This is a genomic window from Lysobacter dokdonensis DS-58 (genome assembly GCF_000770795.1).
Lineage (GTDB): Bacteria > Pseudomonadota > Gammaproteobacteria > Xanthomonadales > Xanthomonadaceae > Noviluteimonas > Noviluteimonas dokdonensis.
The window spans coordinates 466,102-479,616 of sequence record NZ_JRKJ01000002.1; the positions used below are offsets into that span (position 1 = coordinate 466,102).

General features: G+C 66.5%; 16 protein-coding genes and 1 tRNA gene. 4 read left to right on the top strand and 13 right to left on the bottom strand.

From position 1 onward, the window contains the following. Positions 1 to 25 precede the first annotated feature (25 nt). Entirely contained in the window at positions 26 to 292 is a 267-nt protein-coding gene (locus LF41_RS02580; protein WP_036165242.1) for an EF-hand domain-containing protein, read from the bottom strand. Positions 293 to 313: 21 nt separating this feature from the next. After that, positions 314 to 547 carry a heavy-metal-associated domain-containing protein gene (locus tag LF41_RS02585; protein WP_036165245.1) on the bottom strand — a complete coding sequence of 78 codons (234 nt, stop codon included), beginning with the start codon at positions 545 to 547 and terminating at the stop codon, positions 314 to 316. Positions 548 to 689: 142 nt separating this feature from the next. Here LF41_RS02585 and LF41_RS02590 point away from each other — a divergent pair, with 142 nt between their 5' ends. Further along, on the top strand, positions 690 to 1,040 hold the full coding sequence (locus tag LF41_RS02590) for a helix-turn-helix domain-containing protein (RefSeq protein WP_052116055.1): 351 nt from the start codon (positions 690 to 692) through the stop codon (positions 1,038 to 1,040). Positions 1,041 to 1,048: 8 nt separating this feature from the next. Here LF41_RS02590 and LF41_RS02595 read toward each other — a convergent pair whose 3' ends face one another. Beyond that, positions 1,049 to 1,426 (bottom strand): nuclear transport factor 2 family protein, encoded by a 378-nt coding sequence (locus LF41_RS02595; protein ID WP_152599851.1) that lies wholly within the window; start codon positions 1,424 to 1,426, stop codon positions 1,049 to 1,051. After that, a complete protein-coding gene (locus LF41_RS02600; RefSeq protein WP_152599852.1) occupies positions 1,395 to 4,334 on the bottom strand; it encodes an autotransporter outer membrane beta-barrel domain-containing protein in 2,940 nt (979 codons plus the stop codon). The genes LF41_RS02595 and LF41_RS02600 overlap by 32 nt, the downstream gene beginning before the upstream one ends. Positions 4,335 to 4,496: 162 nt before the next feature. Between LF41_RS02600 and LF41_RS02605 the strand changes: the two genes are divergently transcribed. Both LF41_RS02605 and cueR read left to right on the top strand, forming a co-directional pair. After that, positions 4,497 to 6,707, top strand: a complete 2,211-nt coding sequence (locus tag LF41_RS02605) for a heavy metal translocating P-type ATPase (protein ID WP_052116057.1) — start codon at positions 4,497 to 4,499, stop codon at positions 6,705 to 6,707. 11 nt (positions 6,708 to 6,718) lie between these two features. After that, positions 6,719 to 7,159, top strand: coding sequence for a Cu(I)-responsive transcriptional regulator (gene cueR / locus LF41_RS02610; protein ID WP_052116058.1), 441 nt, complete (start codon positions 6,719 to 6,721; stop codon positions 7,157 to 7,159). Positions 7,160 to 7,426: 267 nt separating this feature from the next. Here cueR and LF41_RS17330 read toward each other — a convergent pair whose 3' ends face one another. From LF41_RS17330 to LF41_RS02645, 8 genes are all read right to left on the bottom strand, one after another. After that, positions 7,427 to 7,627 (bottom strand): HGGxSTG domain-containing protein, encoded by a 201-nt coding sequence (locus LF41_RS17330; RefSeq protein ID WP_425599461.1) that lies wholly within the window; start codon positions 7,625 to 7,627, stop codon positions 7,427 to 7,429. 262 nt (positions 7,628 to 7,889) lie between these two features. Beyond that, positions 7,890 to 8,327, bottom strand: coding sequence for a hypothetical protein (locus LF41_RS02615; protein WP_152599853.1), 438 nt, complete (start codon positions 8,325 to 8,327; stop codon positions 7,890 to 7,892). Positions 8,328 to 8,465: 138 nt separating this feature from the next. Beyond that, the gene (locus LF41_RS02620) at positions 8,466 to 8,702 is read right to left on the bottom strand and encodes a hypothetical protein (RefSeq protein WP_152599854.1); all 237 of its coding nucleotides are present in this window, start codon (positions 8,700 to 8,702) and stop codon (positions 8,466 to 8,468) included. Between the two features lie 35 nt (positions 8,703 to 8,737). Next, positions 8,738 to 8,995 carry a helix-turn-helix transcriptional regulator gene (locus LF41_RS02625; RefSeq protein WP_052116059.1) on the bottom strand — a complete coding sequence of 86 codons (258 nt, stop codon included), beginning with the start codon at positions 8,993 to 8,995 and terminating at the stop codon, positions 8,738 to 8,740. Between the two features lie 99 nt (positions 8,996 to 9,094). Further along, positions 9,095 to 9,778, bottom strand: coding sequence for a hypothetical protein (locus tag LF41_RS02630; protein WP_036165254.1), 684 nt, complete (start codon positions 9,776 to 9,778; stop codon positions 9,095 to 9,097). Between the two features lie 71 nt (positions 9,779 to 9,849). Then, the gene (locus LF41_RS02635) at positions 9,850 to 11,037 is read right to left on the bottom strand and encodes a tyrosine-type recombinase/integrase (protein ID WP_036165256.1); all 1,188 of its coding nucleotides are present in this window, start codon (positions 11,035 to 11,037) and stop codon (positions 9,850 to 9,852) included. A 192-nt stretch (positions 11,038 to 11,229) separates the two neighbouring features. Further along, a tRNA-Leu gene (locus LF41_RS02640) sits at positions 11,230 to 11,314 on the bottom strand. A gap of 37 nt (positions 11,315 to 11,351) precedes the next feature. Then, positions 11,352 to 12,242, bottom strand: a complete 891-nt coding sequence (locus LF41_RS02645; protein ID WP_161786908.1) for a sensor histidine kinase — start codon at positions 12,240 to 12,242, stop codon at positions 11,352 to 11,354. 28 nt (positions 12,243 to 12,270) lie between these two features. On the opposite strand from LF41_RS02645, the gene LF41_RS16855 reads away from it, so the two are divergent. Continuing rightward, positions 12,271 to 12,744, top strand: coding sequence for a hypothetical protein (locus LF41_RS16855; RefSeq protein WP_052116061.1), 474 nt, complete (start codon positions 12,271 to 12,273; stop codon positions 12,742 to 12,744). On the opposite strand, the gene LF41_RS02650 is transcribed toward LF41_RS16855, so the two are convergent. Then, complete coding sequence (locus tag LF41_RS02650) at positions 12,723 to 13,403, bottom strand: winged helix-turn-helix domain-containing protein (protein ID WP_036165259.1); 681 nt, start codon at positions 13,401 to 13,403, stop codon at positions 12,723 to 12,725. The genes LF41_RS16855 and LF41_RS02650 overlap by 22 nt on opposite strands. Between the last annotated feature and the right edge of the window lie 112 nt (positions 13,404 to 13,515).

The window sequence follows — 13,515 nt, forward strand, 5'->3', positions numbered from 1 at the left end:
TTTGCAATTCAGGTTCGCCGCTGCTTCACATGCGTTCCAGTTCTGCGAACTCGCGCTTGTCGAGAACCCCGTCTCGATTGGCGTCCACCATCGAGGCGTGCGCTCCCATCGGATGTTTGGCCAGTTCGGGTTTCGACAAGAGGCCGTTGCCGTCCGTGTCGTACTGCGTGAAGTCGTCGGCGCGCTGCTGCTTCACCGGCAGCGTCGCCGACGTCTGTGAAGGGTTGCCGGCGAGGCAGTCGCCGGTGGCGATGATGAGGGCGGCAAACATCACGAGTTCAGGGAGTTTCATGGTTCTTCTCCGATTGAGGAATCAAGCTCGGCAAGTCCCACAGCAGGCGGCCTTCGCCCCCTGCACGGACACCACGCGATAGCCTTCCGCTTCAATGGCCGCCGTTGCCAGCCCGGCGTCCACACCGTCGCTTATCGTCACGACGCCGCCCGCCAGGTCGACATCAACCTTGGCCTGTGGATCGATCGCGTGGATGGCTTTGGTAATGGCGCGCTCACAATGCGCGCAGGTCATGCCTTCGACGATGTAATTCATGGGACTCTCCCGTCTGGCGAAAATGCCGATGGGCGAAGGGTGATCCTTGCCCCGATAGGAAGGTCAAGCGCAAGCAGCGGATTGACCTTCCCCCCGTGGTAAGGCGCACGGTGGCCCGCCCGTTTGCGGTCACACAGTACAGATGGCTCGCCACGACTCCCTCGACATCGGAGAGGCCGCGCGCCGCATCCGCGTTACGCCCGCCACGCTTCGCCTCTACGAGCGGCGCGGCCTGCTGCCGAAAGCGACGCGTACTGCCGCAGGCTACCGCCAGTATTCCCACGAAGACATGCGCCGCGCACGCCTCGTCCGCCGCGCGCGACACGCTGGACTGTCGATGCGCCAGATCGCCGAAGTGATCGCGAAGGCGAAGGACGAATCGACGTTGCGCGCGATGTTGCGCGCGCATGCCGAACACCTTGAATGCGAGCGTCGCCGAATCGAACGACTACAGCGCCACCTCTGTCGCTGGCTGCGCTGCTGCCGCAAGTAGCAACAGTTTCAGCGCACTTCGGATACGCGCATCGCGACGATGCGATGGTCGCGAAGTTCGATCCGATACGACAGTTTGCGCGGGCTGCCGGGAAACTCGCCGCGCACACGCATGTGCGCGACGACGTTGCGCGCGCTCCGCGCGAGCCGGAGCGGCTCGAACGAGTGCGCCGGGTAGCGTGTTTCAAAGTCACGCTGCCATGCGACGATCGATACGATGCCCTTGAACAGGCGCTCGCGGTCCGTGACGATCGCGCCGGGTGCGAAAACGTGCGAGAACAACATCGCATCCTTGTCATGCGCTCCGAACAGCAGTCGCACTGCCACCGGCAGGTCCCGGTGGCAGTCTCGTCGATCAGAAGCTGATGCGCGCGCCGAGCCGTCCACCGACCCCCTCCATGTCGCCTACGCGCGCTTCGATTTCGGCGTACAGGTCGACGCGTCCCAGGGACCACTCCGCGCCGCCGGCGAAGCGGCCGAATGTCCGCCCACCTTCGTCGGAGACCCGCACCGTGTCCGCTCCGATGTCGTACACCGTTGCATCGCCGTTGCCAAATTCTCGCGCGATCGACATCGATGCATACGGGCGCAAGTCGCGCCAACCCTGCACGCCCATGCGCAGCCCCAGCTCGCCGGTCGATAGCGCGCTGTCCTCCCACCGAATTTCCCCAGATTGACCGTGCTGTTCGGGAAGCTGTACGTCGATCCACGACACACGCACGAGCGGCTCAATCCACGCGCGTGACATCGTGAATCGGTGGCCGGCTTCGAGTTCAATGCCCACCGCGCTTCCGTCACCTTGGTCGGCCAGGCCGATGGATTGCCAATCGGTCTCCAAGTCGACCCGTTCGCCGCGCACGACGGCGCCCGCGAACCATCCCGCCTTCCAATAGCGCGCATAGGCGCCGGCGTTGATGGAATCGAGCCGAGTTTCGCCATCTGCACCTAGGTCCATCGTCGCCCGGCCGTATCCGCCGGTGACACCAACGCGCCAATCACCGAATGACGTCTCGGCGCCCAGTTGTATGCCGTTGTGCGTGCCTTGCCATTCCAGCTCACGCGACCCGCGCGCGTGGGACAGGTGCGAATTGCCCTCGAAGTCGCCACCCACCAACTGGAACCACACGCCGTCGGTGTCAGCGCGCGCATCCGTCACGGCTAGGTGCGTGGACACCGCCTGCGTGCCCTGTCGCCACAAGTCGCGCACGCCGGAGGGGACGGCGGCGGCCAGGTATGCGGCATCAGCGAGGTCGCTTTCGAGCGTCCAACTGGCCAGGCCGTCGTACTTCAGGTTGAACCCGATGAACCCGACGTTGCGGCTGGTGTCGGCGAGCACCAGTTCGCTTCCATTTTGTGCGCTGTCCGAGGTGAGCACCCGGATTCCCGACAAGCCCAACAGCGACCCTTGGCCAGCGAGTTCGAGTTCGAGCGCGTTGGTGCCTGACAAGCCGCCAACTTCGATGCGGTCGACCGTCTTGTCGTCGATGTCGACATCAATGGCCAGCACACCGCCCGGCACACCGTGCACCGTACCGTCGACGGCGAAGACGTCGCCCGTGCGTCCGTTGGCGAGCGAGACCCGACCGGCATTCTCGAATCGCTCCAATTCGGCGAGTCTGATGGCAGTGCCTTCGCCTTGCAGCACAATGCTTCCGAGATTCGTGAATCGGTCTCCGCCTTCACCGAACACGCTGACGCCCGACGTCTCGAATGTGCCGGCATTCGCTAGGTTGTCGTCGCCGCGCGACAGCTCCATGCGGCCGCGCAGGACACCTGTCGCACCTACGCGGATGTCGGCCGCACCGTCGCCCCAGTCGTTGCCCGACACCTTGATGACGGGGCCAGCGCCGCTCTCCACGACACCCGCGATATCGATGCGCGTGCCGGTTGCGGTCGCCGAGTCGATCGCAACGGCCTGGCCGTAAACGTGCGCGCCCTCGGCCACGCTAATTCCTGCGCCACCCGTCAGGGACGCCATGGTGACGGCGTAGCCGGAGTCAGCACGGACTTCTTCGTCGATGATCAACGTCGCGTCTCCCGCCCACGCACTCAGGCCGACGGCGAACCAGTCGCCCGTCGTCGCCAGCGTGTGCACGCGCCCGACTCGCGCGGTGATATCGCCGTTGCCGGTGGTGACTTGCAGACCTGCCGAGCGCTCGCCGAAGGTCGTGATCTCGTCGACATCGACCGCGACATTGCCGCTGGTCAGGACGCGCAGCCCGTAGGAATCGTTGCCATACGTGGCGAGCCGTTGCGATTGCACGCCGACGTCGCCCACTGTTTCGACACTGACCGCGTCCGCGCTGACGCCCGTGGTGAAAACGGAGCCATTTCGGACCGCGACGTCGCCGAACGCGCCAATGTCGATGCCCCTTGCGAAGTCGCCGTCGGTGGCGACGCCCTCGGCATCAACGAACACGTCGCCGTTGAATGCGAACGCGCCGATGCCCAGGCCATCATGACCCTGCGAGCTGACCCAGTTCGCGGTAATCGCGACGTCGCCTGCGCCGGCTGCCGCGATGATGCCAACACTACCCTCGCCCGCCGCCGCTACGGTGTCGACGTCGACGACAACATTACCGTTCTCCCAAGACTCGGCCAGCACGCCCAGCGCGCCGATGCCTTCGGCCCGGATGTAGCCGGCTTCGATTGCGACCGAGCCGTTTTCCGACGAGGCGTAGAGCCCCTTGCCGAAATCGCCTTCCGAGAGCACTTCGCCAGCGAGGATCAGTACGTTGCCGGCCGTCGTGTCGGCCCAGACGCCCGCACCACCTGGCCCGGAATACACTGAGGCGACATCAACGGTGACGTTGCCGCCCAAGCTGTTCGCCAGGATTGCGAAGTCGCCCTCCACATGATTCGCCCACACATTTACGTCACCGCCCGCGACGGCGGCGATGCCAGCGAAGCCGCCGTACACCGCATCGACGCGCACGTTGACCGAGCCTGAGGTCGATGCAATATCGACTGCGGGCCAGGTGTCATTGCGAATCACGCTCCCGTCCTCGGCGTTGAGGGAGATCGCGCCGTCGCCGTGAACCACGACCGCGGTGTCGCGTTCCGGCAACAGCGTGCCGTCGACGGTGACACCCGACTTCAGCACGACTTCAAAATCGGTGACACCCTCGTACCGCACCTGCTGCATCGGCGTTGGCGTCGGCGTGCACACGACTTGCCCGCCAGGCGAGGCGGGGCCGCACTCGTCGGCGGCCAGCGCGGGAAGGCTGACAGCGCCGGTCGCGATTAGTAAGGCGCGGGAAAGGAGCGAACGGCGATACGGGCGAACGGTGGGCACGCGATGAGCCTCGTGGGCGTTTGGGGGACGCGCACCCTGGGGCCTGCACCAAGTGCAAGGTCAACCCGACCTCGGCGTCGAAAGGCGTGAGGCTGCATGCGGTTGACCTTCCCATCATGGGAAGGCCCAGGCTGCCCGGCATTCCCAGCAGAGGCTGTTGCCATGAACGTGGAAGTCGCTCTCCCGATCGAGTCCCTCCGCACTACCGAGTTCCGGGTGGAGGGCATGACCTGCGCGTCGTGTGTCGCGCGTATCGAGCGCGCGCTGCACAAAGTGCCGGGTGTGGCGGAAGCCGTCGTGAACCTTGCGACCGAGCGCGCATCGGTGCGCGTGTCGAAGCAGATCGCCGACGAAACCCTGCACGCTGCCGTGGCTGATGCGGGCTACACCGCCATTCCCGACTCGTTGGACGACGCGGGGGCTTCGGCGGACGCGCAGGTCACCTCCGGCATGCGAGAGGGACAAAAGGTGGTGATCGCCGCGCTGCTTTCCCTGCCCCTCGTGTTGCCCATGTTCGGCGCGCTGGTCGGCCGACACTGGATGCTTCCCGGCTGGTGGCAACTCGCGTTGGCCGCGCCGGTGCAGTTCTGGCTGGGCTGGCGCTTTTACAAATCTGCATGGGGCGCCGTTCGCGCGGGCACCGGCAACATGGACCTGCTCGTCGCGGTGGGCACGTCGGCCGGATTCGGGCTGAGCCTTTTCAATTTGCTGCGCGCACCGAATCACCACGGCGACTGGCCGTTGTACTTCGAGGCGTCGGCGGCGGTGATCACGATGATCCTGCTCGGCAAGTGGCTGGAAGGGCGTGCGAAGCGGCAGACCACCGATGCGATCCGCGCCTTGCAGGCGCTGCGACCGAACACGGCCCGCGTCGTGCGGGATGGCGTCGAGCATCAACTTGCGATCGACGAAGTCGTCACCGGCGATGTTGTGATCGTGCACCCTGGCGAACGCTTCCCGGTGGACGGCGAGGTGGTTGACGGCCGCACCCATGCCGACGAATCGCTGGTGACCGGCGAATCGCTGCCGGTGGCCAAGGGTATCGGCGATCGCATCACCGGCGGCGCCGTCAATGGCGACGGTCGCGTAGTGGTGCGCACAACGGCGGTTGGCGCGGAAAGCATGCTGTCCCGCATCATCCGGATGGTCGAGGACGCGCAAGGACGAAAGGCGCCCATCCAACGGATCGTCGACCGTGTCAGCGCCGTGTTCGTCCCCGTCGTCGTGGCGATCGCGTTGGCAACGCTCGCGGCTTGGGGCCTGGCGACCGGCGATTGGAGCGCGGCGATCCTGCACGCGGTTGCCGTACTCGTCATCGCCTGTCCGTGTGCCTTGGGCTTGGCGACGCCGACCGCGGTGATGGCGGGTACGGGCGTGGCGGCGCGCGCCGGCGTGCTGTTCAAGGATGCCGAGGCGCTGGAAATCGCCAGGAACGTGTCGATCATCGCCTTCGACAAGACCGGAACACTGACCGAAGGCAAGCCGGTCCTCGCCCAGCGCGTAGCCGTCGACGGCGACGCCCGTGAGCTCCTGCGCCTCGCGGCGTCGATGCAGTCGGGGTCCGAACACCCGCTCGCGAAGGCAGTCGTCGCCGCGTTCGACGAGGCGGTGAGTACGGCCGACGATTTGCAGGCGGTCCCGGGTCGTGGCCTGCGTGGTTCAGTTGAAGGCCGAAACTTGTTCCTCGGCAGCACGCTGTGGATGCGCGAGGAAGGTGTCGACCTGTCACCACTGGCGGAGCGCGACGCCCTACTCTCCTCGTCGGGTCACTCGGTGTCCTGGCTTGCCGAGCGAATCCACGATCGAGTTCGGCTTCTCGGCCTGCTGTCCTTCCGCGACCAACCGCGGCCCGGTGCACGCGAAGCGATCGCGCGGCTGCATGGCATGGGCCTGCGCACGATCATGATCTCGGGCGACAACCGCGGCGCCGCCGAGGCCGTCGCGCGCGCGCTGGGAATCGACGAAGTACGCGCTGAAGTCCTGCCGGGTGGCAAGGCCGACGTCGTGCGCGACCTTCAGCGCGAAGGCCGCGTTGCCATGGTCGGCGACGGCATCAACGACGCGCCCGCCCTCGCCGCCGCGGACGTCGGCATCGCGATGGGTAGCGGCACGGACGTCGCGATGCATGCAGCCGGCGTGACCCTCATGCGCTCCGAGCCCGCCCTGGTCGCAGATGCCATCGACATCTCCCGCCGCACGACCCGCAAGATTCACCAGAACCTGTTCTGGGCCTTCGGCTACAACATCCTCGGCCTTCCGCTCGCCGCGATGGGGCTCCTGGACCCCGTGATCGCCAGTGCCGCCATGGCCTTCTCGTCGGTTAGCGTCGTGTCGAATACCCTGTTGCTGCGCCGCTGGTCGCCATCCCCGTGAGGACCTCCGCCATGCCCCGGAAAGCCCCCCGCCCCGAACTCGCCGACGCCAAGTCCCAAGGCTTCCATAACATCGGCGAGGCGGCCTCCCTGACGGCCGTCAGCGCGAAGATGATCCGGCACTACGAGAGCATCGACCTGATCCCCGAGGCGGGCCGCACCTTCGCCGGCTACCGCATCTACACCGACAACGACCTGCACCGCATCCGCTTCATCAAGCGCGCACGGACGCTGGGCTTCTCGATGAAGGAAATCGCGAACTTGCTCGGGCTGTGGGACGACCGCGCGCGTGCGAGCGCCGACGTCAAGAAGCTCGCGCGCCAGCACGCACAAGCGCTGGGGGAGAAGATCGCGGAGATGCAGGCGATGCAGCGGACGCTCGAAGAACTCGCCCGCCGGTGTCACGGCGATGCGCGACCGGAGTGCCCGATCCTCGACGACTTGGCGTCGTGAGGTCGGGGCCGCGTTCCTCGTGGCACGCAATGCATCTGCGCGCCATCGCATCGGAAGGGCGCATGCCGCGCCGCAAAATTTCCGCGTGACTTGAAGGTAGCGCCTACCCCTTCCGCACATTGGGGGTGCATCTGACGGAGTGCGTCGGACATGAGTCTAGGGCTCCCCCTGTAGAAGCCCCCGGGCATCGTGACATTTCAAGCTGCACCCCCCTCCGCGTGCGGCGTGGGGCCCACGCGAATCCTCAGCGGGTTAGGCAACAGCTTCCTATTTTGGATTTCGAGCGCGCGAACATGGCGCTGTGCGCGGCAGGTTCAACGCAACCTTAGCCTTGCCTTCGGACGTCCGCGGGCCGGTCGAGCACCCGCCGTGCCACTTGCAGCGTCCGCCGGTGCGCGCGGGTCTGGCGTTGCACTTCCCGCCCAGCCGCGTCTTCGCGCCGCAGCGCATATCGGATTTCCGGACCATGACGGTTTCACCTAAGTCATTCGCGCGCGCGCACGCGCCAGGTGTTCAGCATGACGGCAATGACTTGGACCCCGACCGCCGTGCGATGTACTGCGCGACGACCGGGGCCGGTAGATTTACAGATAGACGGGTATCCAGGCTTCTACCGATCCAAGAGCCTGAAGTCGAAATCCTTGCCAACCGCACACGCTGAAACGCTTGCTGCACCACACTCTCAGGGATGACGCGGTAGGTGTGGGAACAGGTATAGGTACGGGTAAGGCTAGACAGTCGCCTTCTCCAAACGCCTGACGACGCTGTAGCGCAAATCGATAGGCCGCACTCGCTGTCGTTGATTTTTGACGACCGTTTCGACGTGGCCGAGCAGGAGCCGATCGCCGAGATGCGAAAGGTTGATGCGATCGCTCCTCCGCGGTGAGTTGCCGGTGATGTCGACGTACTCGAAAAGCAGGTCGCCCGATCCGGGCGCGGCGAAGCCGCCGTGGCGCCCGACCTTGCCAATCAATCTCGTCGCGTTGTACCAGCGCTCCAACGGCGTCCCCATGTACCCGTTGCTGCACACCGCCAACTGCAACACGACCTTGGGTTGCCGGCCGTTGTACATCACCGTTTTCCAGTCGATGAGGCGCATCTGATACGCGCCGGGCGGGATAAACGGCCGCAAGCCTTCAATGAGGCCGTTGCCATCCGCTGTAGCCATTTCCCCTGCTCCTCCATTCCTCATTGGCGCCGCTGCCAATCTCTCGACGCTACGGCAGCGGCGCCTCTCGCACTGGGAGCCCCGCGTCACGAAAATCCCGACGTGGGCAGGTTTGGTTTCGCGAAAATCCACCCGCGCCTAGGAGCCGTCGCCCTCACCGCGCGTTCGGCGCAACTCCGGATGCTCGTAGTGTTCGCCCATCAGCTTGTTGAGCAACTCCATGTCCGCCGACTGTTCCAGCAGGGCACGCATCACACCGGCGTCGGCGAAGATTTCCGAGGCGTCCTCACGCGAAACGTCGTCCGACACGACCAAGACACCGTCCTCGTAGGCGTTCAGGAGGGAGAACAAGCCGAGCTCCACACCCGTCTTCACGAACGTGTTCGGATCGTCGAACCAAATGAAGGGTTTTATGCGGCACCTCCTTCGTTACGGGCGGCGACGCGCGCGGCCATCCACGCCTCGATTTCCGCCGAGGAGAACCCCACGGCGCGGCAGCGGTCGCCCAGCTTGATCGGCGCCGGGAAATCGCCGGCAGCGATGCGGCGATGGAGTTCGGAGTTGCTCAACCCCACCCGCGCGCACACCTCGCGCTTGCGGAGGAAGTGCACGGGTTGGTCGAGCTTCTTTTCGTACGCGGCCCACACGGCCTGCTTGTTCCGCTTCATCGCGGGATTCCTCGCGTTGCCCAGGACCACCCCGGGCTTCGGAGGCGACGATCGCGCGAAATCAGCGCTGGCCAATAGCAGGGAACTCTTAAGTTTTTCCTAAGTTTCCTCCCGGTCGGGATGGGAACCACGCGCGGTAGCGCGTTGGGCGAACATGTTTTCCAACGCGAGCGCCTGCGCCCCTCGCTGCTTTCCGTATTGCTTGAGCGACCATTCGATAGACGCAGCGGCGCCCACCACGTCGAAACAGGTTTCGACCGCGGGCCGAAGCACGACGTCCCAATGCTTCTTCGGCGCATTGCCTCGGCGTGCTTCTGCATGCCAACCGAAGGCCAACGTTTGATGGATCATGCCGACGGCAGCCGCGCCCAGGCCGCTGGGACGTCCGTCGCGGCCCTCGCACAGCTTCAACCCGGCCCGAGCGGCAGTCGAAATTGCATCCAGCATCGAGATTGCTTGCGGGACCACCACGCAGGTCGGCGGCGACGCCCGCCCTTCGACGACCATGAGGCCCCACATTTTGCCGCCGGTCTCGATAACCGCTTGAGCGTTGCGCGAGTCTTGGTCGGATGCGCACAGCAATGCGCGCAGCAATGCACCCAACTTGCTCGCAGCATCCTCGATGCCCACCAGCGCCGGACGCATATGGCTCGCCGCCCGATATTGGGTGAGCATGAGATGGACAACCGGCAGCAGGGAGCGCAGGCGCCCGATTTGCTCTTGGCACACACCGCGGTCCAACAGGAACTTGTTTTGCGTCCTCGAAAACTCGAACTTTTCCACGCGCCTTCTCCTGGAAAGAGGAATGTCGTCGGCGCGGATGCGACGACGAATAGGCGCGCAAGTAGCGAGTGCTATTTGGCCGTGCCTATTCGTTCCAGGTAGTCGGCCCACCGCTGCATGGCCGTGCGGCGCGTGTCGTCGAACTTGGTGCGGTCGTAGGAGGCGTTGACCTCACCCTTCTTGGCGTGTGCGAGCTGCGCTTCGAGCAGGTCGGCGTCGAGGCCGAGGCGTTCGCGGGCAATCGTCCGCATCATTGCGCGGAAGCCATGCGTCGCGTGCTGGCCGGCGAACCCCATCTCGCGCAGCGCCTTGCTGAGCGAATCGCGGTGGAGGTGCGGCGTGTTCTGCCGCGCCAGCGGCGGGAACACGTACGTGCCGCCTGCCGTGTAGGCCTGCATTGCGTGCAACGCCGTCAGGGCTTGGATGGGCAGCGACACAATGTGGTCGTGCTTGGTCTTCATCCGCGCGCCGGGGACGTGCCACTCGCGCAGGTCGAAGTCGATGTCCTCCCAGCGTGCGGCCGCCACGACGCCGGGGCGCATCGCGGTGTACATCGCCAGTTGCAAGGCCGCCCGCACGACGGTCGACGGGTACTCGTCGATGGCGCGCACCAGCTTGCGAATCAGCTTGAGGTCGGTTGCCGCAGGAATATGGCCTTTCGTTCGCTTGGGCAGGGCGTGCTGCAACGAGAGCGGTCGGCCGTCGTCGCGCAGGCCTTGGCGCACCGCGTGGTCCACGATGCCGTGCAGGTACTGCCTGGCCTTGACCGCGAGCGCGGGGGCTTGGATGGCCACGTCCTGCAAGGCGGCGATGGCATCGCGCGTGGTCAGCGTGGCGATCGACTTGCGGCGCAGTTTCGGCAGCAGGTACGTGTCCAGCAGATACCGCGCCTTCCGATACGTCTCCGGTGCCCACTCCAACTGCTTCGCTTCCAACCAGCCCTGCGCTGCGAGCTCGAAGCCCGCCATCGCCTCCCGACGCGCCGCGGTCTTGGCCTCGGCCTTGACCGCCGACGGATCGCGGCCATCGCGCAACAGTCGGCGGGCCTCATCGCGACGCTGGCGCGCCTCGGCCACCTTGACCTCCGGGTACACGCCGAACGCCAGCCGCTTTTCCTTCCCGCCGTAGCGATACTTCATGCGCCAATAGCGCGACAGATTTTTCGTCACTTCGAGATACAAGCCGTGTCCATCCGCATGCCGGCCGGGCGGCGCGGAACGGATGAAGACATCCGAGAGCTTGTTGGTCAGGTTCGCCACGACGACGGAGCCTCCACCGCGGGGCGGAGGTGGGCCCAATGTGCCCCCAGCCGCCAGATGCCCCCGAATATGGCTCCATTGGAGCCGGGTTGCAAGGAGGCGTCCCGGGATGCCAGGGCAACAAAAAACCCGCCTACGGGGCGGGTTTTTGGCGACTTCCGGGGTGGTCTGGGACGTTCCGGAATCTTGTGTTGGTGCCCGGGAGAGGACTCGAACCTCCACGATTTTACTCGCTAGTACCTGAAACTAGTGCGTCTACCAATTCCGCCACCCGGGCAGGTGGGCGCGTATGGTGCGGTGCGGCGCAATGGATGTCAACGCGTCTGGCCCGGATCCTGCGATGCGGATGCGGGGTTCGTGAACGCCAGCGGCAGCGAGACGGTGGCACGCAGGCCGGGGTGGTTGTCGTCGAGCGCGATGCGGGCGTTGTGGCGCACGGCGATGGCGCGCACCAGGCTCAGGCCGAGGCCACTGCCGGGGGTGCCCCGGTGGCGTTCGCCGCGGTGGAAGCGGTCGAAGACGCGGTCGCGCTCGGTGTCCGGGATGCCGGGGCCGTGGTCGGCCACCGCGATGCAGCCGTGGTTGCCGGTGCGGTGGATGGAGACGGCGACGGCGGTGTTCGGCGGTGCGTATTTGATCGCGTTGTCGAGCAGGTTCACGACCAGTTGGAACAGTTGGTCGACGTCGCCGCGCACGGTCAACGGCAGCGGATCGAGCGTGAGCGTGATGCCCCGTTCCGCGCCGATCGGTTCGTAGAGGTCCAGGGCGTCGCGCGCGAGCTTCGACAGGTCGACGCTGCTTTCGGCCTCGATACCGCCCTGCGCCTCGATGCGCGCCAGCCGCAGCAGCGCGCCGGAGGCGTGCAGGAGTTGGTCGGCGTCGGCGATGGCCGGTTCGAGCGCTTCGGGGTCCACCGATGGTTGCGAACGCAGCTGGTCGAGCCGCGTGCGCATGCGCGTGAGCGGCGTTCGCAAATCGTGCGCGATGTGGTCGGTGGCCTCGCGCACGCCGGCCAGCAGGGCTTCGATGCGGTCGAGCATCGCGTTGAACCGCAGCGCGAGATTGTCGAAGGCATCGCCGGTGCCGTCGACCGGTGCGCGCAACGCGATCTCGCCCGCGCCGACGCGCACGGCCGTCGCATCGAGCGCCTGCAAGCGTCGTGCGACCCACCGCGCGGTCATCGCGCCGATCGCCAGGCCGAGCACCACCGCGATCGCGAGCGCGGCCAGCGTCGTGCGCGCCCATCGCGAGGAAGCCGCTTTCCGAGCGCAGCCGCAATCCGGTGGCGACGACCACGCCCGGTGCGAGCGTCGTGCGTTGCAACAGCACGCGCGTGTCGTCGGCGTCGCGCGCTTCGCGCCAGCCGTCGCGCGCGGGGAGGCTGCCGCGCGCGACGTTCGCTGCGACGATTCGGTCGTCGAACCAGGCGGCGTACAGCGCATCGGGTTCATCGGGCAGTGCGATGCGGTCGCGGACCGCTTCGGCCAGCCCTGCCCGCCCGCCGTCGCGAAAGGCATCGCGCAGGCCTTCGCTTTCGGCGGCGATGGCTTCGCGCGCATCGCGCACCAGCAGCGTCGACACGGCCATGTAGACAGCGCCGCCGAGCAACGCGAACCCGAGCAGGAACGACACGCACACTGCCACCGCGAGATGCGCGCTGGTGGAACGCAGGGTGCGCGCGAGGTTCACGCGTCGCCGAATCGGTAGCCCGCGCCGCGCACCGTGTGCAGCAGCGGCGTCGCTTCGCCGTGGTCGATCTTCTGGCGCAGCCGGCTGATGTGCACGTCGATGACGTTGGTCTGCGGATCGAAGTGGTAGTCCCACACTTGTTCGAGCAGCATCGTGCGCGTGACCACGCGACCGGCCTGGCGCATCAGTGCTTCGAGCAGGCGGAATTCGCGCGGAAGCAGATCGATTCGGCGCGTGCCGCGCTGGGCCTGGCGGCGCAGCAGGTCGAGTTCGAGATCGCCGACTTTCAGTTTCGTTTCCGCCGCCGCGCCGGTGGTCTCGCCGCGGCGCACGATGTTGTCCAGCCGGGCGCTCAGTTCGGCGAAGGCGAAGGGTTTGCAGAGGTAATCGTCGGCGCCGGCGCGCAGGCCTTCGACGCGATGGTCCACGTCGCCGAGCGCGGTAAGCACGATCGCGGGGACGCGATTGCCGGCGCCGCGCAAGGTGCGCAGCACGGTGAGGCCGTCGAGCGCGGGCAGCATGCGGTCGACGATCAAGGCGTCGTAGGGTTCGGTGGTGGCGAGGAACAGGCCGTCCTTGCCGTCGCCCGCGTGGTCGACCGCGTGCCCCGCCTCCTTCAGGCCCTGTCGGAGCCAGGCGGCGGTGTCTGCGTCGTCTTCGATCAACAGGATGCGCATCGCCGCCTCCTTCCGGCCCGGAGGATAGCGCCGGGCCGGGGTGCGGTTGCGAAGGTGCGAAGCCCGGGCGGTCGCGGCGGTGCGGGGTCAGGGGATCGCCACGCCGCCCGGG

What these genes read in the sequence shown, in the direction of transcription:
- LF41_RS02585 (WP_036165245.1), bottom strand. Translation starts at nt 547, where the DNA reads ATGAATTACATCGTCGAAGGCATGACCTGCGCGCATTGTGAGCGCGCC.
- LF41_RS02580 (WP_036165242.1), bottom strand. Translation starts at nt 292, where the DNA reads ATGAAACTCCCTGAACTCGTGATGTTTGCCGCCCTCATCATCGCCACC.
- LF41_RS02625 (WP_052116059.1), bottom strand. Translation starts at nt 8,995, where the DNA reads ATGAAGCGGAACAAGCAGGCCGTGTGGGCCGCGTACGAAAAGAAGCTC.
- LF41_RS02650 (WP_036165259.1), bottom strand. Translation starts at nt 13,403, where the DNA reads ATGCGCATCCTGTTGATCGAAGACGACGCAGACACCGCCGCCTGGCTC.
- LF41_RS02605 (WP_052116057.1), top strand. Translation starts at nt 4,497, where the DNA reads ATGAACGTGGAAGTCGCTCTCCCGATCGAGTCCCTCCGCACTACCGAG.
- LF41_RS02615 (WP_152599853.1), bottom strand. Translation starts at nt 8,327, where the DNA reads ATGGCTACAGCGGATGGCAACGGCCTCATTGAAGGCTTGCGGCCGTTT.
- LF41_RS02590 (WP_052116055.1), top strand. Translation starts at nt 690, where the DNA reads ATGGCTCGCCACGACTCCCTCGACATCGGAGAGGCCGCGCGCCGCATC.
- cueR (WP_052116058.1), top strand. Translation starts at nt 6,719, where the DNA reads ATGCCCCGGAAAGCCCCCCGCCCCGAACTCGCCGACGCCAAGTCCCAA.
- LF41_RS17330 (WP_425599461.1), bottom strand. Translation starts at nt 7,627, where the DNA reads ATGGTCCGGAAATCCGATATGCGCTGCGGCGCGAAGACGCGGCTGGGC.